The sequence below is a fragment of the Micromonospora sp. CA-259024 genome (genome assembly GCF_050936255.1).
Taxonomy (GTDB): domain Bacteria; phylum Actinomycetota; class Actinomycetes; order Mycobacteriales; family Micromonosporaceae; genus Micromonospora.
On sequence record NZ_JBNJND010000001.1, the window covers coordinates 906,441 to 930,096 of the forward strand.

General features: G+C 70.7%; 8 protein-coding genes. 6 read left to right on the forward strand and 2 right to left on the reverse strand.

The genetic code is table 11. The features are described from left to right. Positions 1-149 precede the first annotated feature (149 nt). From ACQEUX_RS03685 to ACQEUX_RS03705, 5 genes are all read left to right on the forward strand, one after another. Complete coding sequence (locus ACQEUX_RS03685; RefSeq protein WP_433041067.1) at positions 150-1,283, forward strand: hypothetical protein; 1,134 nt, start codon at positions 150-152, stop codon at positions 1,281-1,283. A gap of 149 nt (positions 1,284-1,432) precedes the next feature. Further along, positions 1,433-3,115 (forward strand): ricin-type beta-trefoil lectin domain protein, encoded by a 1,683-nt coding sequence (locus ACQEUX_RS03690; RefSeq protein ID WP_433041069.1) that lies wholly within the window; start codon positions 1,433-1,435, stop codon positions 3,113-3,115. 56 nt (positions 3,116-3,171) lie between these two features. After that, positions 3,172-5,808 (forward strand): hypothetical protein, encoded by a 2,637-nt coding sequence (locus ACQEUX_RS03695; RefSeq protein WP_433041072.1) that lies wholly within the window; start codon positions 3,172-3,174, stop codon positions 5,806-5,808. Positions 5,809-5,825: 17 nt separating this feature from the next. Then, the gene (locus tag ACQEUX_RS03700) at positions 5,826-9,140 is read left to right on the forward strand and encodes a right-handed parallel beta-helix repeat-containing protein (protein WP_433041075.1); all 3,315 of its coding nucleotides are present in this window, start codon (positions 5,826-5,828) and stop codon (positions 9,138-9,140) included. Positions 9,141-10,898: 1,758 nt separating this feature from the next. After that, complete coding sequence (locus ACQEUX_RS03705) at positions 10,899-19,688, forward strand: hypothetical protein (RefSeq protein WP_433041078.1); 8,790 nt, start codon at positions 10,899-10,901, stop codon at positions 19,686-19,688. A gap of 152 nt (positions 19,689-19,840) precedes the next feature. On the opposite strand, the gene rox is transcribed toward ACQEUX_RS03705, so the two are convergent. Both rox and ACQEUX_RS03715 read right to left on the reverse strand, forming a co-directional pair. Next, positions 19,841-21,262 (reverse strand): rifampin monooxygenase, encoded by a 1,422-nt coding sequence (gene rox, locus ACQEUX_RS03710; protein WP_433049584.1) that lies wholly within the window; start codon positions 21,260-21,262, stop codon positions 19,841-19,843. A gap of 355 nt (positions 21,263-21,617) precedes the next feature. Then, positions 21,618-22,733 carry a hypothetical protein gene (locus tag ACQEUX_RS03715; RefSeq protein WP_433041081.1) on the reverse strand — a complete coding sequence of 372 codons (1,116 nt, stop codon included), beginning with the start codon at positions 22,731-22,733 and terminating at the stop codon, positions 21,618-21,620. Positions 22,734-23,167: 434 nt separating this feature from the next. Between ACQEUX_RS03715 and ACQEUX_RS03720 the strand changes: the two genes are divergently transcribed. Further along, positions 23,168-23,587: a hypothetical protein gene (locus ACQEUX_RS03720; RefSeq protein WP_433041083.1), complete on the forward strand. Its 420-nt coding sequence runs from the start codon at positions 23,168-23,170 to the stop codon at positions 23,585-23,587. Positions 23,588-23,656 lie beyond the last annotated feature (69 nt).

The following is a 23,656-nucleotide window of genomic DNA, read 5'->3' on the forward strand; positions in this document are numbered from 1 at the left end:
TCCGCGACACCGCCGATGCGAACCGGCCATAGTTGGGTCGCGCACCGCCGAATTGAACCGGACGGTCGCCGCAGCCGTCGTCAGGATGTCCGACCCAACGGCGCGGCCGAGCGTCGAGCCGACATGTTGCGCATGGAAAGGACGACGCCATGACCACGGTGGTAGGAGTGCCCAGCGACCAGTCCGCCGCGTTCCACCAGTTGCTGCTGCGGATGTCCGGCCGGCTGCCGGACGAGCTGATCACCGTGTCCCGTCGTTGGCTCAGCGAGGGCGAGTTCGCGGATATCGCCCAAGCGGTGGTCTTCGCGGCGCTCGCCGGCCGGCTGGCGATGACGGAGGCCGACGCGGTCCTGCTCTCCGACACCCTCGCCGAGGCTGGGGAAGACACCGAGGCGCTCGCCGAGGTCGAACGCGCGGCCACCGACCCGCTGCCGCCCTACGGGCTGGCCCCGGTCAGCCCGGAAGAGCTGGCCGAACACGGCGACGCGGTGCCGTACAGCATCGACCTGACGGTGCCGTACGACGGGCCCGGCGCCGCGGACGGGATCGACCAGGTGGCGGTCACGGCGGTAGCGGCGCAATTCGGCGACGGTGTGGCGGTGACCGCCCTGTGGCGCGTCTGGCGGTTCCCGGCCATCGACACACAGTGGCCGCCGCCGCGTCGGATCTACCTGCTCCAGGGCGGTGACGAGGCGGCTCTGCCCGCGCTCGCCGCCCGTACCCAGGATGCTCTGGAACTCGCCGGCGAGACGGATCCGCAGGTCGAGGCGTTCCTCAACCCGGACGACCTGCCGGCGTACCAGCGCACCGCGCTCGGGTTCTCGGCCTTGCTCTGGACCGCCGCCCCGCCGGCCGTGCCGCTCGTCGCCCAGGTGTACGACACGTTCGACCCGGAGCGTGGGCCCGGCTTCGCGCCCGACCACCCTCGGCTCGACGGGGAGGAACGCGACCGGGTGTTGAGCTACCTGGCCGAGGGAGCGCCGCTGTTGATCACTGCGACGCGCAGTCCGGACGTGGTGGATGCGGGCGCCGGCGAGGTGGTACCGGCCGGGTTCTTCACCGACGGTCACTGGATCTGGACCGACGCCGCCGCCTACTACCTGCGGACATACGGGCTGGCTCCGGACCCCGACCTGCTGGACGCGATCCGGGCCAACCACTACCTGCCGCCCGAGGTCGACGTAGTGGCGGTACACCGGGCACTGTCCATTCTCTACGCTCCGGTCGTCGACCAGGCCGACTCCGTCGCCCCCGTCGCCGTCGCCCCCGTCGATCCCGACTAGGACGGCAAACCGGAGGTCAGCGCGGGCGGGGAGGAATCCGGCGGCGGGGACGCGGCGACGCACCCCGCAAATGGCTTGCCTGTTCGTTGAACCAGCCATGCCCGTGAGCCGTCGTGTAACCGGACCCGGCAGCTGAGGGAGATTGAACTGTGGCTTTCACGCCCGGCGGTGGTGTCTACCGACGGTTTCGACACCGGCTCGCGGCCTCCGACCGTACGCGACGGATCTGGGATCTGCCCCGGCGCGGGCTGGACCGGCTGAGCTCCCCGTTGCGGCGCTGGGTCGCCGTCGGAGTCCTGATCGTGGTGCTCGGCGGGACCGGCGTCGTGGCCAGCGCCGGGTTCGGTACCGCCACCGCGGAGGACGCCCAACTCGCCGGTCGACCGGTACCGGCCGGCCAGATCGAGGCGATCGCGGCGGCGGCACACGCCTGTCCCGTCCTCACCCCGGCCCGGCTCGCCGGCCAGCTGATGGCCGCCTCCGGCTTCGATGGGAACGCGAAGGCCGCCAACGGCGGCACGGAGGTCGCGGGTCTCACCGACGCGGCGTGGGACACGTGGAAGCCCGCCCCGACATCCCAGCGCAGCGATCCGGCCGCGAACATCACTGCGCTCGCCCATCTCACCTGTGACCTGGTCGGCCAGGTACGGCAGGCTGGAATCGGCGGTGACCTGTGGCGGCTGGCGCTGGGCGCGTACCACTCCGGCGTGGAGTCGGTACGTGCTGCCAAGGGAGTCCCGCAGGCAGCCACCGGATACGTCACGCAGGTCTCCGGCTACGCGGCCTGGTACGCCCGTCGCCCCGGAACCGGGACCAGCTCGGGTGGGCCGAGCGGCCCGATCGGGGTGGTACCCAGCTCGGGGACCGATGCCAAGCCGGTGCCGGACATCTACCTGGCTGCGGTACTCGCGGCTGGCCGATCGTGCCCGGCGCTCTCCCCGGCCCGGGTCGCGGCGCAGCTGATGGCCTCCTCCGGCTTCAACCCGAACCTGCTCGGTGCGCACTCCGCGCAGGGGATCGCCCAGTTCAATCCGCAGGTCTGGGCCCGGTACGCCCCGTCGTCCAGCACCACCTCGCCCTGGGACCCGAGCGTGGCCATCCCGAGCCTCGGCCTGACGATGTGCGCCCTCGTGGGCGAACTGTCCGGGATGGAGAAGGACCCGTTCCCGTTGGCGCTGGCCGCGTTCCGCGTCGGCCCGGACGCGGTGCGGCGGGCCGGCGGGGTACCCGACGACGCGGGACTCCGTGACTACATCAGCCTGGTGACCGGGTACGTCGGCCACTACCAGCAGGAACCGAGGCTGGGCGGCAAGCCGGCCGGCGCGCCGAGCCCTACCGCGACGCCGCGTCCCGGAGTGAAACCGTCCACCCCCGCAGCGCAGCCTGGCGCAGGGAACACCCCCGGAGGGAGCACCCCCGGTGGAAACACCCCTGGTGGCACCTCGCCGTCCCGGCCACCGCAGACCCGCCCCACCACGTCCCCACCCAAGCCGGACTGGCAGACCCTGGTCGTGCAGGGCACCTCGGTGCTGCAACTCAACCAGTCCTGGCGTACCAACCGGCTCAATTTCGTGCTGGCCGACGACGGTAACGTGCTCCTTTACGACCAGGGCAGGTTGGTCTGGCAGACCCGTACCGGCGGCAGGGGCGGAGATCACCTGGTCTTCCAGAGCGACGGTCACCTGGTGCTCTACACCAAATCCAACGCGACGATCTGGAGCTCCGGCACGGCCGGTAACAACGGGGCGATCCTGGTGCTGCAGGCCGACGGCAACGTGACCATCTCGATCGGCGGCAGAGGGCTCTGGCACACCGGCACGGCGAAGGGCTGACCACTGTTCACCCGACGCGCGCGTTCCTGATCGCCCGCGGCAAGGAGGTCCGCGCAATGTCCCGCACGGGAGGCGATCAGCCGGTTCCGGCCGTCATCGTGGAGTCTGTCGGCAACACGCTGGCGTTGCGAACCGGGGTGGACCCGCGTACGCCGATGCTCGCGCTGGCCGCCGCCCTGCCCAGCGAGGCGGGGCGGCGGGCGGTGTTGATCGCCCCGTCGGTCACCTCCCGGCCGGATCTGTTCGAGCTGCTGCCGGAGGTGTTGGCCGAACACCTGGGCGGGGTTGCGGCCGGGGTCCGGCTGGTACCGCTCGGGTCGTACGACCGGTCCATCGAACCCGGCACCGAGGTGCGACAACTGGCCGAGTGGATCGGTCAGGAGGTTACGTTCCCGCTGACCGAGCTGGCGGTTCCGGAGGGCGTCGTGCTTCGTCCCGCGCTGTGGGCGGTGTCGGCCCCGGACGCCCCGGTCCGGACCGAGCCCCTGTGGCCGTTCCCTCCTCCGCCTCCTCCTCGTCCATCACCGCCACCGGTGCAGGCGCCGGTCTCTCCTCCGCCACCGGTGCAGGCGTCGGTCCCGCCGTTGCCGGCGGTCAAGGTAGCGGCCGCTACCGGCTGGCGGTCCGTGGTCTCCCGCCCGAACGGCGGGTTTGTCGGCCTGCCGGCGCGGCGTCCGTCCCGCGTCTGGCTGCCGGTCCGCCCGGCGTCCCGCCCTAGTCGCGAGACACCGGCGGATCCGCCGGCGCCCGCCGGCATCCCCGACTCGGTGCCGGGCGTACGCACCGCCGCAGGCTGGTCGTTCGCCAACGAACCGGTGGTGGGTGACGGTCGGGTCCTGGCCGGCTTCGTGGTCGAGATCATGGTGGACGTGACAGGGTTCCGGGTGGACGGTGGGCCGGTGGCACCCCGCACCCTGGCGACACTGATCGATCTCTGCCGGGCGGGCGACCCGCGACCGGTGGTGCTTGCCACGTACGGCGCACCGATGCGCAGGAGCGCCGCCGACCTGCTCTTCGGCGGCCTCGTGAACGCGCTCGGGGCACCCGTGTACGTGGCCGATGGCGAGATCAGCCGCACCTCCACCGGGCTGCTCCAGGCCACCGGTACGTTCCGCCGCTGGAGCCCGCCGGCACCGGGTAGACCACGTGCGGCGCGTCGGTGGCAGGTCCTCGGGCCCGTGTTGCCACCCCGACCGTCGGCGGCCGCCCGCTGGGGAGCCCCGAGCAGACCTCGCCCCGCCTCGCCCGCCGCCGCAGGACCGGCCGGACCGGTTCAGCCGGTCGCTGCGGTGGATCGGTCCGCCGCACTGGACCAGCCGACCACCGCACCAGGTCCAGCGGAGCCGGCACTGCTTCCCACGCCGCTCGATCCGGAGATCGTCGCGCTGCTCGCGCCCGAACGCTGGACGACTGCGGCGCGGCTCGCCCCGATCGGCGGGCCGTCACCGGTATCCGCCGTCCCGTCGCCGCCCGGCGGGCGACCGGCCACCGGCCCGGCGGGGCCTGGTGCCGCGCCGGCCAGCGGGCCCGCCGCCATCGCGGGTATGGCCACGGACGTGGCGGGGCAGCAGCCGCCCTCAGTTCAGGAAACCGCCCCGACCGCTCCGAGTGCCCCGACCGGTCCGGCTGACTCCGTCGACGCCGGAAACCTCGACGAATCGGTGGCGCTGGGGCTCGGCCGACCCGAGGAGTTGCCACTCGCCACTCCTGGCTGGCGGCCAGAGGGGTCGGGCCACGCCGCCACGGCTGTCGGGATGGCTGCCGTACTCGCCGTGCCACCGCCGGCCCCTGTCGTCGCCCCGCCCCCGGTGAGCCACCCGGAAGCCCCGGCTACCGGCGTGACCACGGCGGACCGAAACCCGGAACCAGCGACCTCGCCCGGGCCGGCGCCTCGCTGGCTGGCCGAGGCCGACATCGACCGGGCAGTTGCCGACCGGACGGCGTTGCGCCAGGCGCTCAGCGGCCGTTACGACGCGCATGCCCGGGTGGTGGCCCGGACCCTGGCACAGTCACCCGGACTGCGGGCCGTGGCCGGCGCCTCCGGCGAACTCACCGCCGGGCTGGTCGCTCTCCGGGCGTACCGCGACCACGAACGTGACCTGGTGAACCAGGTCCTGCGCGGCGGCGGCCCGGATTCCGAGGTTGACCGGCTGGCGCTGGTGGCCCGCTGCGCCGCGTACGGGCTGCGCCGGTTGCCATCGGTACTGGGCCCGGTCTTCCGGGCAGGGCCTGCCGACCGGCGGCTGGCCGCCGGGTACCGGCCCGGTGATGTGCTGGTCGAGCCCGCCTTCGTGGACGTCGATCTGGCCGCCGGGACGGGCGCCGAGGAGACCGGCGTGCGGTTCGCCATCTGGTCGGTGAGCGCACGCCGGCTGGACGACCTGGGCAGCGATGGCCGAGCTGCAGCGATCTTCCCGCCGGTCAGCCGGTTCCAGGTGCTCGCGGTCGACGACGGGACCCCCGACCAGGCGGTACGGGTCCTGCTGCGCGATCTTGCCGCCTCGCACCGGGGCGGGCGCGACAGTGCCGAGCGAATCCTGGACCGGTTGCGCGCCGCTGGCCAGGGCGGCACAACGGCTGGCGGCGCTTCCGTGCCGCTCGCATTCGCGCCCGGCCTGGATGACGCGGGCCGGCCCTTTCCCGTGCCGGCGGCTGCCGGCGCTGTCGCGGCGATTGAGGATGGACGAGCTTGAGTAACAGGATGCTTCTGGTGTCCCAGACCGAGCCGGGGTGCCTGCCGAGCATCGCGGCGGCGTTGGCGGCCGCCGGTCCCGGCGCCGTGATCGCCGTGCAGCCGGGCACCTACCGGGAGCAGTTGCGGCTGTCCGGGGACGTGACGGTGACCGCCGAGGAAGGTCCGGGCACCGTGACCATCGACGGCGGTGACGGGGTGGCCGTCTTCGTCGGCGGCGGCAACGTGACGCTGCGCGGGCTGAGCGTGCGCGGCGGCGCCTCCGACCTGCCCGCGGTGCAGATCGGGCGAGGCACCCTGCACGCCATCGGGTGCACGGTCACCGGACGGGGGATTGTCGCGGTCCACGTGCCCGGCGGCCGGGTGGAGATGCGCGACTGTCAGGTCAGCAACCCGGACGGCGCCGGCTTCCTGTTTGAGCGGGACGCCGGCGGCACGGTCAGCGCCACCACGGTCCGGGACACGGGCAGCGCCGGCGCGGTTATCGTCGGCGGCGCCGATCCGGTCCTACGGGGCTGTACGTTCACCGACATTCGGGGCACCGGGGTGCTGTCCAGCCGGGGTGGACGAGGAACCATCGAGGACTGTGAGATCACCGCGGTCGACGGCTCAGGGGTGACGGTCGAGGAGGACGGCGCGCTCCGCGTGGTCCGTTGCCGACTGCATGACCTGCCGGGGTCCGGCGTGGTGGTCACGGGCGGCCGGCCGACCCTGGAGGAGTGCGAGATCCGTACGGTCGGGGGCCACGGGGTCGTCCTGTCCGGCAGCGCCGAACCGGTGCTGCGGGGCTGCCGGGTACAGGGTGCCACGGGCCACGGGCTGCTCGTGCTCGAGCGGGCCGCTGGCGCGTTCATCGATGGAACCATCGACGGTACCGAGGCCGCGGCGATCGCGGTCACCGGGTCGGCCGCGCCGCTGGTCGAGGGTGGCCGGGTGACTGGCGGACCGGGCGGTGGGCTGTTGTTCCAGGCCGAGGCGACGGGCACGATACGCGGGTTGACGGTGCACGGTGGGCCGACCGGACTCGTGGTCGGCGGGTCGGCTGCGCCGGTGGTCGAGGACTGCGTGATCGAGGACATCCGGGAATTCGGGGTACGGCTGCTCGGCCAGGCTCGGCCGGTGGTTCGGCAGGTGCGGATCGAACGGTGCGCGGCCGGTGGGTTCCTGGTCGAGTCCGAGGCGACGCTCACCGCCGACCAGGCGGTTGTTCACGGCTGCGGGGTCGGGCTGCACATCGACGGTACGGCGACGGTCACCGGATCGGATGTCAGCGGCGCCCGCAAGGTCGGGGTTCTGGTGCAGTCGGAGGGGAACCTCACCTTGACCCGTACTCGGGTGCGCGGCAGCGGCGGCCCGGGGGTGCGGTTCGCCGCCGGTTCGTCCGGTCGGGTGAGCGGGTGCGAGCTGCTTGAGAACGTGGGTGAGGGCCTGGTCCGGGAGACGGTCAAGCCGGTCCAGGTGGAGACGACCATGATGGGCGGCAACGGCGGTAACGCCGTCCGCCCGAGCGGCCCGGCCAGCAGCCGGCCAGCCGGCCCCACACCGGCCGCTCCTCCCGTCGGCAGCGGTTCCACCCCGTTCGCCGGAGAGCCGGCTCTACCGTTCGCGGCGATGGTCCCGGCCGGCGGCGGGCCGGGATCCCCGGGCGGCGGGCCGCCGGCCGACCCCGCCACCCCGCTGCTGGCCGAGTTGGACGCGTTGGTCGGTCTCGCCGGAGTCAAGCACGAGGTAGCGACACTGGTCGGCCTGCACCGGGTCAGCCAGCGGCGAGCCGCCGCCGGCCTGCCGGCGCCGCCGATGTCCCGGCACATGGTCTTCGCCGGCGCCCCGGGCACCGGCAAGACCACGGTCGCCCGGCTGTACGGGCGCATCCTTGCCGCGCTCGGTGTGCTGAACACCGGTCAGATGGTCGAGGTGGCCCGGGCCGACCTGGTCGCCGAACACATCGGCGGTACGGCGGTGAAGACCACGGAGAAGTTCAACGAGGCGCGTGGCGGGGTCCTCTTCCTCGACGAGGCGTACACCCTGTCTCCTGTGGACGGTGGTGGTGGTGGGCACGACTTCGGCCGGGAGGCGATCGACACCCTGGTCAAGCTGATGGAGGACCACCGCGACGAGATCGTGGTGATTGTCGCCGGGTACTCGGTGCAGATGCGCCAGTTCCTGGACTCCAACCCGGGACTCGCCTCCCGGTTCTCCAAGTCGGTGGAGTTCGAGAGCTACTCCAGCGAGGAACTGGTCACCATCGTCGAGCGGATGTGCAGCACCCACCACTACTCCCTGGAGTACGACACGCGGCTGGCGCTGACCCGGCTGTTCGACGGGATGGCCCGGGACGCGAACTTCGGCAACGCCCGGGTGGCCCGCAAGGTGTTCGAGGAGATGATCGGACGGCAGGCGTTCCGGCTCTCGCAGGCGGTCTCGTCGGACGGGGTGGAGTTGGCTCAGCTGCTGCCCCAGGACCTCGGCGCCTCGGCGGCGGGCGGGGGGCAGGCCGGTGAGGCCCAGGCGGACGAGGTCGACAAGCTGCTCGGCCGGCTGCATGCCATGATCGGTCTGAGTGGGGTGAAGCGGGAGGTCTCCGACCTCATCGACCTGTTGGCCACGATCCGGGCCCGGGTGAGCGCGGGACTCCCGGCACCGGCGATCTCCCGGCACGTGGTCTTCTCCGGGCCACCCGGAACCGGCAAGACCACCGTCGCCCGGCTGTACGGCGAGTTGCTGACCGCCCTCGGCGTGCTCGCCGGCGGTCAGCTGGTCGAGGTGGCGCGGGCCGACCTGGTCGGCGAGTACATCGGACAAACCGCCCAGCGCACCCGGGAGGCGTTCGAGCGGGCCCGGGGCGGGGTGCTGTTCATTGACGAGGCGTACACCCTGGCACCGCCGGACGCCCGGCAGGACTTCGGCCGGGAGGCGATCGACACGCTCGTCAAGCTGATGGAGGACCACCGCGACGAGGTGGTGGTCATCGCGGCCGGGTACGAGGAGGAAATCGAGGCGTTCCTGGCCGCGAACGCCGGTCTGGCGTCGCGCTTCTCGCGCCGAATCCACTTCGTCCATTACAGCGCCGACGAACTGGTGGCGATCTTCCAGGGACTTGCCTCGGCCAGCGGATATGAGTGCCCAGGCACCACACTCATTGCGTTGCGGGAGCATTTCGAGCGCGTTCCACGAGGACGCACTTTCGGCAATGGGCGGTACGCGCGGCAACTGTTGGAGGACTCCATCACACGCCAGGCGGGCCGGCTGCGCACGCTCGGTAAGCCGACCGTCGAGCAAATGCGGACCCTTCTCATCGAGGATGTCACGCCAGCGGAAACCGCCAAGGTTTGATCGAGTGACGGCGGTGTCGCCCCAACCGCACCTTGTCTTCCCACTTGCTCGACCCACCCGCGGCAACCGTCTGCTGCATCAAGTCGCTCATAAAGGCCGGGCGCCGTACCCGGGAATCATTCCCGGTTGCTCCACCCGCTGGCCGGTTCGCAGGTCGGGGCACGCCTCAGTGCGTTGAGGCGCCCATGGCTACGAAGACTGGCCAGCGGGTCCCGGTCCTGCGGCTGCGCCACACAGGGGCGAAGGACCTGTTCCTTAACCTTCTGTTGTGATGTCGTTCACTGTTGGACGGGTAGCCGTTCCTGGGCACCGCTCAGCATGTCTGCCATGCCCGCTGTCGATAGCCCCTTCCGCCCGACCTCTGCCACCCGGTGAAGCGGGTGTCCTTTAGCGACGGTGCTCTTGGCCTCTTGCGCCGGGTCGCTCGTGGGCAACGTCGTCGAGTCTTTCCGGCCGGGCTCAGCGGGGGGTGTTGGTGTCGTGCCGCTTGAGGTTCCGGATTCTCTTGCTGGGTTTTTTAAGTGGTTTTATGGTGAGGAGTTTCCGGGCCTTTTGCCGGAGAAGTTTAATCAGTTCGGGCAGCAGTTGTATGGTGTTGCGGATGTTTTGGATGATGCGGAGAAGTCGTTTGCGTCGGGGGTGGAGACGATCCGTGGTGGGGTGCGGGGTCAGTCTGAGAAGGCTTTTGTTGCGGCGGCGGATCGTGTTGCGGGGTTGTTGAAGGCGGGGCCGGAGTTTGTGCGGACTCTGGGTCAGGCGATGGTGCAGTTCGCGGCGTTGTTCTTTTATGTTCAGGTTACTATTTTGGCGATCACGGCGTTGTTGTTGATCGAGTTGTTGATCGCGTTGAAGTTGTTGTGGGTCAATCCTGCCGCGTTTTTGGAGTGGGTGGCGAAGGCGCCGGTGGTGCGGCAGGCGTTTTATCAGACGTTTGTGCGGGTGGTGGGTAAGGCGGGGATGGGCGCGGCGTTCAACATGATTTACGAGTTGTTGGTGGACGTGGCGGCGCAGTTGGCGGGGCGGGGTCGGGGTTATCAGCGGGGGTGGAACCGGAACTCGACGAACGACGCGGCCGCGGGGGGCGCGTTGGAGGCTTTGGTCGGTGGGGTGTTCGGGGCGGGTAAGGGCGCGGCCCGTCGGTTGGGTGGTAAGGGCCTGGGTGGGGCTGTGGGTGGTGGGGGTAAGGGTGGTGGTTCGGCGGGGCGTGGTGTGGCCGGTGGTGCGGCGTCGTCGGGGGGTCGGGCTGCGGAGGACGCGGTTGAGGAGCTGACGACGGAGGTGGTGTCGGGGTTGGTGTTGAACGGTGGGGTGGTGGATACGGGGATTCTGGCGCCGACGGCGGTGTCCAGTGTGTTGAACAGTTTCACGATGGACGTCGCGGGGTCGGTGGGGGACGCGGTCGGGGGTGGGAAGGGCGACTCGGCGTCGGGTGGTGGTGTGTCGGGTGATGCGGATCCGGACACGATCGCGGATCGGGATCCGGTCCCGACGTATGTGCCGACGGATCCGAACCCGCCGCCGGGATACTCCGGTCCTCCCACGGATTCGGCCGTCGGGTCGCAGGATGATCCAGGATCCCCACCGCCGTATACGCCGACCCCTCCGGGAGCTCCTGGCTCAGGCTCCGGCTCCGGGTCGAGCTCGGGTTCGGGTTCGGGTTCGGGTTCGTCGACGGGAGGCGGAGGCGGGGGCCGGGGCGGGTCGTCCCCGGTGGATGGGGACGACGAGGTCCCGCCTGGTGTGCCGCCAGGTGGTGAGGTGACCGGACCGGAGGTGATCATCGGGCCGGACCAGGAAGCGTCACCGCCGTCGCTGGACACGCCTCCCGTGCTGGTACCGCCCGGTCCATTGGAACCACCCGCGTCCGTCGAGCCCCTCCCGGGCGTGGATGCCCCGGCACCGGACAGCACCGTCATCCCGCCGACCACCAGCACGTCCGGGCTGGGCGGCGAGCAGGACCACGAGTCCTCGCCGGGGCCGGGCACCCCGGGTACCTCCGCCACCCCGGACATACCCGCGATGCCGTCCACTCCCCGGACGGTGACGGCCTCGGAGCTGACCGGACCGGCACCCGTACCGTCCAGCACACCCGGTCCGACCGGTATCGGTCCGGTGACATCGGCCTCCCCGCCGACCACATCGGTTTCCGCGCCGTCCCACACGCCGGCAGCCACGTCCGGGCCAGCGCCGCTCTCCGGCCCGACACCGATCAGCTCGGTGCCGGGAACCGGTCCGGTCACCACGCCACCGGGCGCCTCGGTCGAATCGTCGTCGCGCACGACGGACAGCCCCGCGCCCGCGCGGTCAACCGGCCCGTCCCATGCGGTCACCGAGGCTGCGGTCCGTGGCCCATCCAGCCCGTCCAGCCCGTCCACCCCGCTGTCCAGCGAATCCCCCGGCGTGGTCCGGGACGGCGCCGGCGGACCGACGTCGAAGGCCGGCACCGAACCCGGCCCGGTACGCCGGGACGCGCCGGTCGTACCGGATCGGCAGCCCCGGCCGGAGCCGGTGAACGCCCTGCCCGGCCCCAACCACTCCAACGGCCAGCGCGCGGACGCCGGACCGGAGCAGATGCGTCGGGATCCCACGCCGCAGCACGCACGAGTGCTACCGCAGGACTCCGAGGTGCTGCGAAAGGTGGCGGCGGACCTCGGGCGGCGGGACGTGTCGGCACCCCGGAACGCGCGCGAGGTCAGCGACGGCCTGGCACGGCTGCTCGCCGATCCCACTCGACCAGCCTGGGACGGGGAGCCGGACTGCTATCCCGGCCTGCTCGCCTCGTACCTGGCCAAGCACCGCCGGCTCGCCCGGCGCACGGTGGACGAGACGTTGTTGGGTCGGGGGGACCCCCGGGAGTTCGCGCACGCCGTCGACGGCTCATGGGAGCAGTTCGGGGGCGATGCCGACGCGCTTCGGGCCCTGTTGACCGATGCCGACGGCGCGCGGCGGGACGGCTGGAGCGCGTACGTCTGGGTGCGCCCGCCGGGCGGCGACGCGCACATGTTCGAGCTGCACGCCGACGCGACCGTACCGGTCGGGCAGCCGGGCGGGCTGAAGTGGGTGGACCTCCAGCGTCCTGCGGGCTGGCTGGACGCGACGTCTGACCAGGGACTGGCGGAGAACCTGCCATTGGCCCGGGTCATGCTGACCGATGCCGCCGGGCGCTGGGTGCCGCTGGCCGAGGCGGCCGGACCCCACGACCGGCCGGTCAGGTCGTCCCTCGTCGAGGCGTTGGTGGACTCGCCGCGCAACCCCGGGCCCGGCATGCTTCGCCGGTCCGCCCTGGCGTCGAGTTCCCGGGCCAAGGACGACCGGTCGAAAGGGGCGCCCACGCCGAACGTGCCGACGCCGAGCGGCTCGCTCTACCAGGATCAGCCCGATCTGCTGTACGAGGTGGACGGCGCCGCCGACCTCGACAAGCTGGTCGATGACCTGCGGTCCGATGTCGAGGAACGGGTACGTGCCCGGATCCGGCCGATCGTGCACCGGTTCACCCGGGGCGGCCGGCAGGCGATCAGCGTCGACTTCCGCGGCATCGAGAACGCACTCCGCGAGGACCTGCAGTCGTTCTTCACCAGTGGTGGGCGTACGTTCGACGTCCGTGACGGCACCGGCCGCTGGCACAGCGTCACCGTCTCCACGACCCGCCTGACCGACCAGCAGGAACGGCTGGACCAGAGTCACGACAAGGCCAAGTACGACACGAGGAACGACTTCAGCACGGCGCTGAAGGAGACCGAGAGTTCCGGCGACAGCCTTGCCGTCGGCGCCGGCTTCATGATCGGCGGCCGGTTCGGACCGGGTGGCGGGGCGTCCGGCGAGATGGCCCTGGCCCAGGCGGCGGTGACCAGCGAGAGCGGCGCCACCCTCTTCGATTCGCACAATATTCGCAGTGGCGGGCCGTCCCACCTGGTGCTGGCGCCGGTCCGGTTCACCGTGCAGGTGGGCAAACCGGGGTCGCCGCTGTCCACCCCACCCCCGGCGCACCAGACGACGGCAGGCAATGCGGGGGCGGCACCGAACGTGGTCACCGCCCAGGTTGGCTTCCGCACGCTGGACGACATCGCCAAGGCGACCCCGCGTACCGACGGTGTGCACCGGGGCAGGTTCGACGTGTCGACGCTGGTCCAGAACCTGAACGTGGTCCGGATCCTGGACGCCCGGGCGGTGACCGTCGCCCAGCCAGGCACCTTTGCCTCGAACGACGGAGCCGTGGGCGCCCTGACCACGGTCGAGGACGACGACACCACGGGTTCGCGGACCTGGAACGAGGTGGTCGAGGACATTCTGCGCTGGTTCCAGCCGACCGGCGTTGCGGACCAGGGGAGCCTCAGCCGGGAGCAGCTCCGGACGCTGTTGAGTGAGCCCAGCGTGCTGGGGCAACTGCTGCCGGCGTTGGAGAGCGACGTGAACTCGCCGTTGATCCTCAGCCCGTCCCGCCGCCAGGCGGTGGCCCTTCAGCTCAACGCGGAGGTCACCGGGATGCAGTTGGTCGCGGACGTCAAGAAGTCCTCGTTCCGGTGGCAGCCCGGGTACTCGGTCAACGGTCGGGAGCAGCACATCAGTTCGGTCGGCGGCGGCGGTAGCGCGGTGCCGATCCGCTGGGGGTTCGGGTGGGCATACGTGCAACTGCGACTCAGCCTGGGTTTCCGGCGTAACACCACCACCAGTACCCGGCAGGGCAGCACCACCCGGACCGGCACCGAGTTCAAGGACATCGAAAACGTTCTGGCCAAGGTGAACGTACGGCTCACCATCAACACCGCTACCCGGGTCAACGCCTTCCAGAAACCGTTCCGCTCCGGTGTACGCCCGATCGTGCTGGATCTGAGCGTGCTGTCGCGCCTTCCGAAGGCCAAGGCCGAGGAGATGGTCCGGGACGTGCGACCGCCCGTGCTGAAGAGGACCGGCACGGCGCCCGGGAGGACTAGCGTCGGGTCGGCCAGGGAATACGGCAGAACCAGCTCCGACTCCGTCGTACCGCCCTCCAGAGACCAGCACAGAACCAGCGGCACGTCGCCGGAACCGCCCAGGGACCAGCGCAGAACCAGCGCCACGGTGCCGGAACGGCCGAGGGCGTACCGCAGAACCAGCACGGTGTCCATCGAGGGCGACCAGCGCGACCCTCAGCAGGAAAGGGAGTATCGCAGGACGAGCACTGTGTCGATCGATCCGAACACCAAGGGCGATCCGAACACCAAGGGCAAAATCCGTGAGATCGACCCGGAACAGGGGCCGGGTAAGCATCCGCCGCCGTTCGCCGAGAAGGGCGGGCATGCGATGCCGTACGACATGAGCCAGTTCGCCGATCTGCATCAGCAGACCGCGCGGCTGGTCCGGCGTTTCGGCGGTGGTTTCCTGCCCCGGTTCCGCCGCGAGGGTGTGGCCCAGCGGATGGGCTTTGCCAGCTCCGCGAGCGAACGCCAGCGCAATCAGGCGGAGCTGGACCGGGCGCTGTCGGTGCCGGCGCTGCGGCAGAACTACACCACCCTGCTCAACGGCGGGATTGCGGTCCGGCTGACGCGGACCAAGTGGTTCTCCAGCCGCCAGGTGGTGGTCCACGTGACCGCCCGGCATCCGCAGGAGCTGGTGCACACCGGTGTGGAGCGCAACGTCGCCGTACGTAACTTCCAGAGCCGAAGTGAGCAGGACAGTGCTGCCGGCGGCGCTCAGTGGCGGGCTGCGGCGGCGGTCGAGGGCGGGCTCATCTTCCGGTCCAGCGACGGTGCGGTGAACACGGGTTTCAGCCCGGCGGCCTCGGTGGAGTTGCAGGGGCGCCGGGCGCAGCAGGGCGGTGTGGACGTGACCGGGCAGGACACCGCGCTGCAGGGCGGCACGCCGAGTTCGGAGCGTTACCACGGCGACCTGGAGCTGGTCGTGCGGGTCTACCCGTACAAGGTCGGGCTCGGCCGGGACCGGGGCTCCCGGATCGGGTTGGGTACCCGGGTCAGGAGCATCCGGCACGCGGACGGCACGACGTTCACGCGTAGGGACAACGCGGTGCAGGTCGGTGGGAAGGATCTGCCCCGATACAGCCTGCGCCGGAGGCACCCGGTCGACGTCCTCTACTCGGGCAGCGCCGCGCCGAAGGAGCGGGTCACCCTCCCGGTGAAGGTCACCAAGGGGCCGCGGGAGCCACTGGCCCGGCGTACCAGAACCGACCTCAACACCCTGCGCAATTTTGTCGACGACACCTCGAGCCAGCCGGCACACCCCGGTTCCGCCTCCACGCCCTCTGGTTCCGCCTCCACGTCCTCCGGTTCGGCCACGACGCCGCAGAGGGGAGGCAAGGGGGAGGTCAAGGAGTGGCAGTTCGTCGAGTCGATACCGGGCAGTGCCGAGCTGCTCAAACTCACCCGGGACACGATCCAGGAGACACAGAAGTACGAGGACCGCGCGTCCCGGCGTCATCTTGGCGGCCTGCGCGGTGAGACGAGCCTGAAGCAGGGAATGCCGCTCTGGACCGACATCACCGACAGTCTCACCGCCGCTCAGCAGGCCACCAACCTCGGCACCATGACCGAGAAGCAGTGGGATCTCGACCCGCTCACCACGGACATCGACGGTGGCCGGCTCGACGTCTCGATCGCCGGCAGGCTGGTCAACCCGCGCCTGGTACCGGTCCAAGCGGAGATCACCACCGAGCACGCGCCGAGCGGCGGGGTGCAGGTGTGGAGCAGCCGTACCCGCGAGACCCAGCTCCTGGCCCGGGGACAGTTCGGTGCCTCGCTGCGGGAGGCGGTGCGCCCCGGGGACAAGTACGGCGGTGGTGGTACCGGCACCGCCGGCTACCAGCGGACGTTGTTGTACCGGATGACCCGAAAGCGGAGCAAGGTCAGCGGCGGCATCGAGCGCAACGTCAACAACCGTAAGGGCAAGAAGCGGACGTACCTGGTGGTGGCCGACCTGCGGGCGACGGTGGCCGCCGAGGTGACGAACTCCGCCGACTTCCCCAAGGCGCTCGTACCCAGACCGTTCCAACCGGACAGCTGGGAGCACCACAAGTCGGTGCGTCACAGCGCGGTCATCGAGAATGCCGTCTACCTGCGGGTCAGCGAGGAACAGGCGGTGGCGATGGGCCTGTTCGGTAGGGTGAAGCCGCCGGTGACGGCTACCCTCAGCGGCAATCCGGTCACCGACGAGGCGCGCAACGCCAAGCTGACCCTGCGGCCGGGCGGGTCGCCCGGGCTGGGGCTGCAGACCTTCCATGACGTTCCCTCGCTGGTGGACCCGGCGATCGCGGCGCTGAGGGAGGCGGTGGGCGAACCGAATCCGCAGCCGCTGGCCCGGCCGATCCTCGACGCGTTGACCGGGCACGGGCTGGCGGATCCGATGCTCAACCGGCGCCGGATGCTGCATGCGCTGTCCCGCCTCGGCGTACGGCGGAACTGGGCGGCGCTGTTCGACGGTGGTGTTTCCCTGATTCACGCCGACACCGGGATCTTCAGCCAACGGCTCTACGACGTACGCCTCGAGGCGGTCCTCGACAAGGGGGTCACGTTCGACCAGTTCGTCGCCAACCACGACGACATCGACGTGCGTACCGTTGGCGCGCAGGGCCAGACCGACCTGCTCCGGACCGCCCACGGCGGGGGCTTCTACGCCAACATCGCCGCGTCGGCGGTGCTCAACCCACAGGGTCAGCCGGCCGCGATCGGTGGTGGCTACCAGTACAACACCACCAGCCTGACCTCGACCTCGACCACGACCGAGTCGGAGCAGCGCACCACCGACATCAGCTCCGGTCGAGGGGTGAAGGCGCGGGTCACGCTCGAGCCCCAGTTCCAGATCCGGATCTACCACCGGGGTAGGGCCGTGCCGAATGGCACGATCACCTTCCGCGCACCGGTGACCGTCGACCGGTGGGCCGGTGATCTCCGGCTCCCACCGCCACGTCAGGGCGCCGTGAACGCGCCGAAACCGTACCGACCCGAGCCGACACCCGGCCCGGAACCGGGCTGGCGGCTGCGTAACGGCCTGCTGTTGCCGCCCCGGTACGCGCCGGAGGACTTCAATGGTGCGGTTCACCTCCAGGAGGCGGCCCAGGCGTTGCTGACCGGCGCCGCGGATCGTCTGCATGTCTCCGGTTACGTCGGGGCGCACCAGGTGCATCAGGGTTTCACTCCGGAGTTGTTGCTGCCGAACGTCGGGCGGGCCTTCGACACGGACGGGCTGGAACTGCCGCCGGTACCGAGCGCCACCGTGTCGATGCAGGAGGCACTGATCAAGCTTGGGCTGAAACCGGTGGCGGCCAGGCTGGGTGGCGTCGACTCCGCCGTCTACCGGGAGCACGTCGCCCAGCAGACGGCCAACATCAGCAGCGGGTCGAACCGGCTCACCCAGTCGCTGCACGCTCCCCGGTTGCTGCTCGGCCGGGGCTACCTGGGCGACCCGTACCAGGCGTTGGAGAACAGCAACAGTGGTCCGATCAGCGGCGAGACGGTCGCGTTGGCGGCCGGCACAGAGGACTCGTCGACAAGCTTCGGCAACGTCAAGCCGGAGGGCCGGTCGGTCCTGGTCGAGTACGTCTGCGAGCCGACCGTCTCGGTGACGCTGCCCCGGGCGGTGCAGGCCGACAGGCATCACCGCGATGACCAGATCCCGCCGGTGGTCGTGGCGGTGCGGATGGGGTTGGACGACGCGCGGCGGGTGCTCGGCATCAACAGCGGCGCCCCGGACAACGTACGCCGCGAGTTCGAGGCGATCGTGACGCACGAACAGAAGCTGGCCCGCCTCGGCGACGAGTTCGTTGCGGCGGGGGAGGCGGAGGCGGCTGCGAAGTACGCGGCTCTGGGCAGCCAGATAACCAACCCGTCTGAGCCCGGGCCAGCGGGGCCCCCCGCCAGAAGGCCGATGGACCCGGCTCTGCGCGAGCATTGGCGGAAGGCAATCGAGAAGCGGGAGTCGGCCGAGGCCGCGTGGTGGACGTCGATGCGGGACCACTACCAGCAGCTCGACGAGTTCAGCGCCAAGTACGAGGCCAGGCCGGACGCGCCGGTCAACCCGCCGCTGCTCACGGTGCCCGAGGACAGTGTGCTTCCGGAGAACGAGCCGCCACCGGTGCAGAAGCTGGCGCCGATGCGGAAGCCGGCACCGGTCGGGGAGTTGATCCTGACCGAGGAGCCGCCACCGGTGCAGAAGTTGGCGCCGATCAGGGAGTCGCCGGCGGTCGAGTCGCATCTGCGACGGATCACCGAGGAGGCCGAGCACGGGGAGACTGACGTCAGGAGGGCCCGTGAGGCCGTGACGACGGTGATGCCGCCGCTGCCGTCGCGACGCGAGTGGGATCTGCCGGTGGTGGACCACGATGTGGTGGAGGAGGAGCTGGCCGGTCGTACGGCGCCCGAGCGGAGGCGGATTCAGCGGTACGCGGACGCGCTCCAACGCTCGTCCCCGGTCCGGCTGCCGGCCCCCACCAACGAGGTGATCGACACGCGTTCCCGGACGACCGCGGCACTGCTCGGTGGTGCCACCCCGTACGCCCTGGCGACGCGCTCTGCCGGGGGCCGGCCGGCGGGCCCGCGCGAGGTGACCATTCCGGCGGAGGAGCCGGTCGTCCCGCGCCAGGTCGAGGAGCCGACGAGGGAGCGGAGCGGGACTGGCGGGTGGGGGGTGACGCCCGGCATCGACCTGGACCACGAGTACGGCGTGGTCGTCAAGGCCAAACGGGTGAAGCCGGGAGAGCTGGCAGACGGCCGGGTACGGCTGAACCCGGTGTGGTACCGGCTTGCCGACTTCCCGCCCGCCTTCCTGGAACGCAAGGATGCGCGCTGGCATTACACGGTCGACCCCGACGGTGAGATTCGCATCGGCACCGAGGAGATCCGTACCGTCCTCGACGACGAGGAGTGGCAGCAGTTGTGGACCGGCATGCGGCGGCTTGACGGGCAACTGACCCTGGAGGGTCTGAAGGCGTCGTTGGATGGTCAGGGCCACCCCACCATCGCGGCCGGCTTCGTCGGCCCCGGTGTCACCGAGGAGCGGCCGGCCCGGGTCAGCGGGGAGTTCGGCTGGAATGCCGTGACCGGTCGCTGGGAGGCGAACGACAAGTCCGGGCGGTACATGAGCGAGAAGGTCCGGAGTGATCTGAACCCGGACAACCTGATGCGCTGGGTGAGCAACGTGGCCGGGCGGATGAGCGCCCGGCTCGGGGTCGAGGTCACACCGGTGCTGCTCAAGCACGCCGAGCCGGTTCCGGCCGTACCGGTACCCACCCCGTCGGTCCCGCGACAGCACGCTGCCCCGCCGGTCCCACCGGCACCGGTGGTGGGACCGGCATGGTCGGTGCCCCCGGTGGCCGGGGCCGCGTCGACAAGTGGCACCCAGTCGGCGCAGGCCAACATGTTCCTGGTCGCCGAGGCTCTGGTCCGCCCGTACCGGGTGTTGCCGGTCCAGCCTTCGGATCCGGGGATCGACCAGCTGTGGCGGGTCGCGATCGAAGGGCTGTCCGGCGGTGCCGACCAGGCGGAGGTTGCCCGGCGGGTGGCGGCGTCGGCGGCGTCGCTCGGCCGCACCGCCACACCCCACCAGCCAGACCTGCCTCGCTGACCGAAGGCCGGGCGCGAGCCGACGCGGGATCGCCGTCAGTCACCGTTGTCGGCGGTCACCGGATAAGCGGGATGACCACACGAAGCAGCCCCTGTCATGGTCTCGACCCGAGACAGGCATGTCGGCATTCGTTTTCGGTCGCGCCGGCGAAACTAGTTGGCGGGCTTGCCGAACCAGCGGGAGAGGTGGTCGTCCAGGTCCTGCTGATCGTCGCCGATCCAGGCGACGTGGCCGTCGGGGCGTAGCAGGACGCACGGAACATCCAGTACCGCAGTGGGATCGGCGAGGTGATCGACCCGGTCCGACCAGCCACCGACGGCCAGGCGTTCGGTGCGGTCCAGCAGCAGGCCACGGCCGCGGTGCAGCAGACCGTAGAGGTGGCCCTGTTTCACATCGATGTCGGGCAGACGGCGGCCGAGCAGGTCGGGGCCTGCGCCGAAGTCGTAGCGGATGCCGATCGCGGTGATCTTCTCGATCAGGTGGCGGTTCACCTCGTCGAAGTCCATCAGTTCGGTGAGCAGCCTGCGCACGGCCTGCGGGCCCGGTTCGGTGGACAGCAGTTCCATCTGGGCGCGGGTGTTGTCCAGCACGTCCTCGGCGACCGGATGACGTTCGGTCTGGTAGGTGTCCAGCAGTGTTTCCGGCGCCCAGCCGCGGATCTGTGCGGCCAGTTTCCAGCCGAGGTTGAATGCGTCCTGAACGCCCAGGTTGAGGCCCTGTCCGCCGATGGGCGGATGGATGTGTGCCGCATCGCCGGCCAGTAGCACCCGCCCGACCCGATAACGTTCGGCCAGTCGTGTGGCATCACCGAAGCGGGACAACCAGCGCGGGGAGTGCACGCCGAAATCGGTTCCGGCGATCGCGCGCAACTGATGTTTGAAATCGTCGAGAGTGGGCGGTTCCGCGCGGTCGCTGACTCCGGCGGCGGGGACGACGACGCTGTAGACCCCAACGCCTGCGGGCCGAAGCCAGAACGGATGATGGGCCTCGCGGACTTCGGCCACCTTGGCGGCGATCTGCTCCTGCGACACGCCCACTTCCATCTCGCCCATCAGCGTCTCGGTCCGCGCGGGCTCGCCGGGGAAGCCGACGCCGAGCAGTTTGCGCACCGTACTGCGTCCGCCGTCACAGCCGACGAGATAGCGTGCACGCACCTGTTCCCCGTCGGCCAGCTCGACGGTCACACCGTCGTCGTCCTGCTCGAAATCGGCGACCGCGCAACCGCGCCGGACCTGCGCACCCAGCTCGATCGCATGGTCTTCGAGCAGATGTTCGATGACCGGCTGCGGGATCCCCAGCAGATAGGCGTACGCGGAATTCAGGTCGGGCGCGGGTTTGTTGATGGCCGCGAAGAAACCGCCGGCCGGACGCTGTCTTCCCTGCTGGAGAATGCGATCCAGCAGGCCGCGCATCGCCATCAACTCGAGACTGCGAATATGCAGACCGACGATGCGGACGAACGACGCGGGCTCGGTTCTCTTCTCCAGGACGAGCACCCGCACATCGTGCAGACGCAGTTCAGCGGCCAGCATCGCACCGGTCGGCCCGCACCCGGCAATGATCACGTCGAACATGAGGGGAGCACGATCGGTACCGGAGACCGGCGCTGGGAGTCCGGGGACGTCGCCCACGGTGAGGCTGCGCTCGACCGCATCGTTCGACGACGGCTCGGCGGTGAAGTGCGGAGAATGCATAGGTGTTTCCTCTCGGGAGTGCCCTGTTGGCGAGGCGCTCCCGGCGACACCTACGTCAGTCGCCCGACCGTGACGGAGAGGGGGAGCACCCACATCGATACAGCGTTCATGGGTCTCACCTCCTCGGGCGGTGTCACGGTCAACGGCAAGCTACAGGCCCGAACATCATCCCGTCCAGCCCTTTCCCCGCCACGTGATCGCGACTGCATACGGACCGGTGCGGCGGCGATGCTGATCAGGGTCTGCCACGCTCAGAGCGAGAGGTGGCGTTCGTGGCCCGCTTCGGACGAGGCCGGGTAGCGAGCGCATAGCCGGTGGTGGTGACGCCGAGCGACACTCCCCAGCCGAGGAACACCAGCAGTGTGGCGGCCACCGCCCACTCCTCCCACACGTCTGACCATTGCAGGTCGCCGGTGAGCAACTGCCGCACGAAAACCGTGACGCTCAAGGCGCCGTAGGTGAGCAGCGCGAGCGCCACCACCCCGGCTGGAATCACCGCCAGGAGCCGGGGAACCGGTCGACCGTGCAGTCCCGGCACCCAGCGCGGGAACTGCTGGCCCCATCGCTGTACCAATCCGAGAACGAGCAGGCCGGCGAGCGGCGGGACGAGAGTGATGGCCACGCCCGTCGGCGTCGAGAGGCCCTGGTGGATGTCATCCAGTTGTCGGGGGGAGATGCCGACCGGTACGCCGAGCACCCAGAGCCCATGCGGCAGCGCCCAGCCGATCACCGGCAGAGCGACGGACACGTACGCCCAATGACGGGTCCACCGCGGCACCGGTTGGTAGCCGGCAGCCACCGGTCCGCGCCGCGGACCGCACGCGTTCGCCAGCCCGGTGAACAGGACGGCCCCGGCCACCAGCGCGAGCCGGGCGCCGAGGTCACGCCAGTCGGAGGGACGCCCCGCCAACGCCGCCGGGACCTCGAAGAGCAGATGCAGCGGAAACGCGACGAGCAGGAGCAGGGCCGCCGCCACCCAGCTACCGGCGGCGGCGGAGCGGCCAGGGAACCGGACCGCGCACACGACCAGCATCGCGAGGGCGACACCGACTCCCACCGCTGCCCATCCCGACCAGAACGGCAGGGCCTCGACCTGGTCCGCGCCGCATCCATCCGCCGGGTCGACCAGATCAGTGCGGTCGCAGGCGGTGTAAGCCCACCGGCCACCCGCGATCCAGTACGCACGCAGGGCCACCTCACCGACGACGAACAGGATGCACGCCACCGCCCACGGCCAGACCCGGGCAAACGCTCGGGGAGAACGCGCGGGACGATCCGACAGATCGGCCCGCTGCGCGCAGTGTCCCGACGGCATACCCGACCCGTAGCCGTACCGGTCCGGCACCCGCACGCGGCCATGCCGTTCCCTCGCCATCACCGCGTGTCCCCGGCGGATGGAGCGATGGTCGCCAGTAACCGGGGCACCGGCGTCCGGCTGGATCGATCGACAACCCGGTCATCCGGGCCGGAGTCTGGTAACCACACACCCACCGTCATCACCCCATGGTCTGCGGCGATGGACAACCTCTCCTCCCCGTCGGAGGGGAACGCACTCCCTCTGTTGCGGGGTCGGCCGTTCGGCAGGTCTCATACGAGAGATCGTTTGCGCCTGGTGCCCTCCCATCGGATGGACCTGCCGGCCCCGCTATATGGCAGGGCGGGGCCGACGGTCTCTTCCGGCCGGTCAGAAGATGCGCGGGATGCTGGAAGTCGTCCAACGACTTCCCACCGTGGCCTTGTCCCTGGTGTAGAGCTTGAAGTCCGCTCCGGCGCAGCCGAGGCCGATTGAGGCGTGAACCATGGGAGAACCAGCGAACACGACGGCAAGCGGCTGCGGTCTCGGCGAGGATTCGTGGATCGTCGGGCCGGTCCGGGCCGTTCGGCGACGCCCCGTGCCAACTGCCGCCGCCGCTGCTGCACGCGGCGCTCGACTGGTTGCACGCCGAGCGCGGAGCTGCGGATGAGCTGAGCGCGGTCGTGCTCGGCCGGCGGGCTTCCCTCACCGCCGAGGCTGCCGACCCGGCCACCGTCGCCGTACTGTTGACCGTCGGGGACGCCGAGCAGTGGCTGCCCGATCACCCCGACGCCCTCGCGGTTCTCGCCCGGGGTCGGGAGCTGCTCGCCGGCGGTCTGGCCGACGAGGCGCAGGCGTGGCGGATGACGGCCGACCGGATCTGCAATGCCACGCCCTCCGCCGACTGTTGACCGCACCGGGTCGGCCGGTCGGCGTACCAGGGGCGCCGCGACGGCGACGCTGGGCTCGGCGCGGCCCCG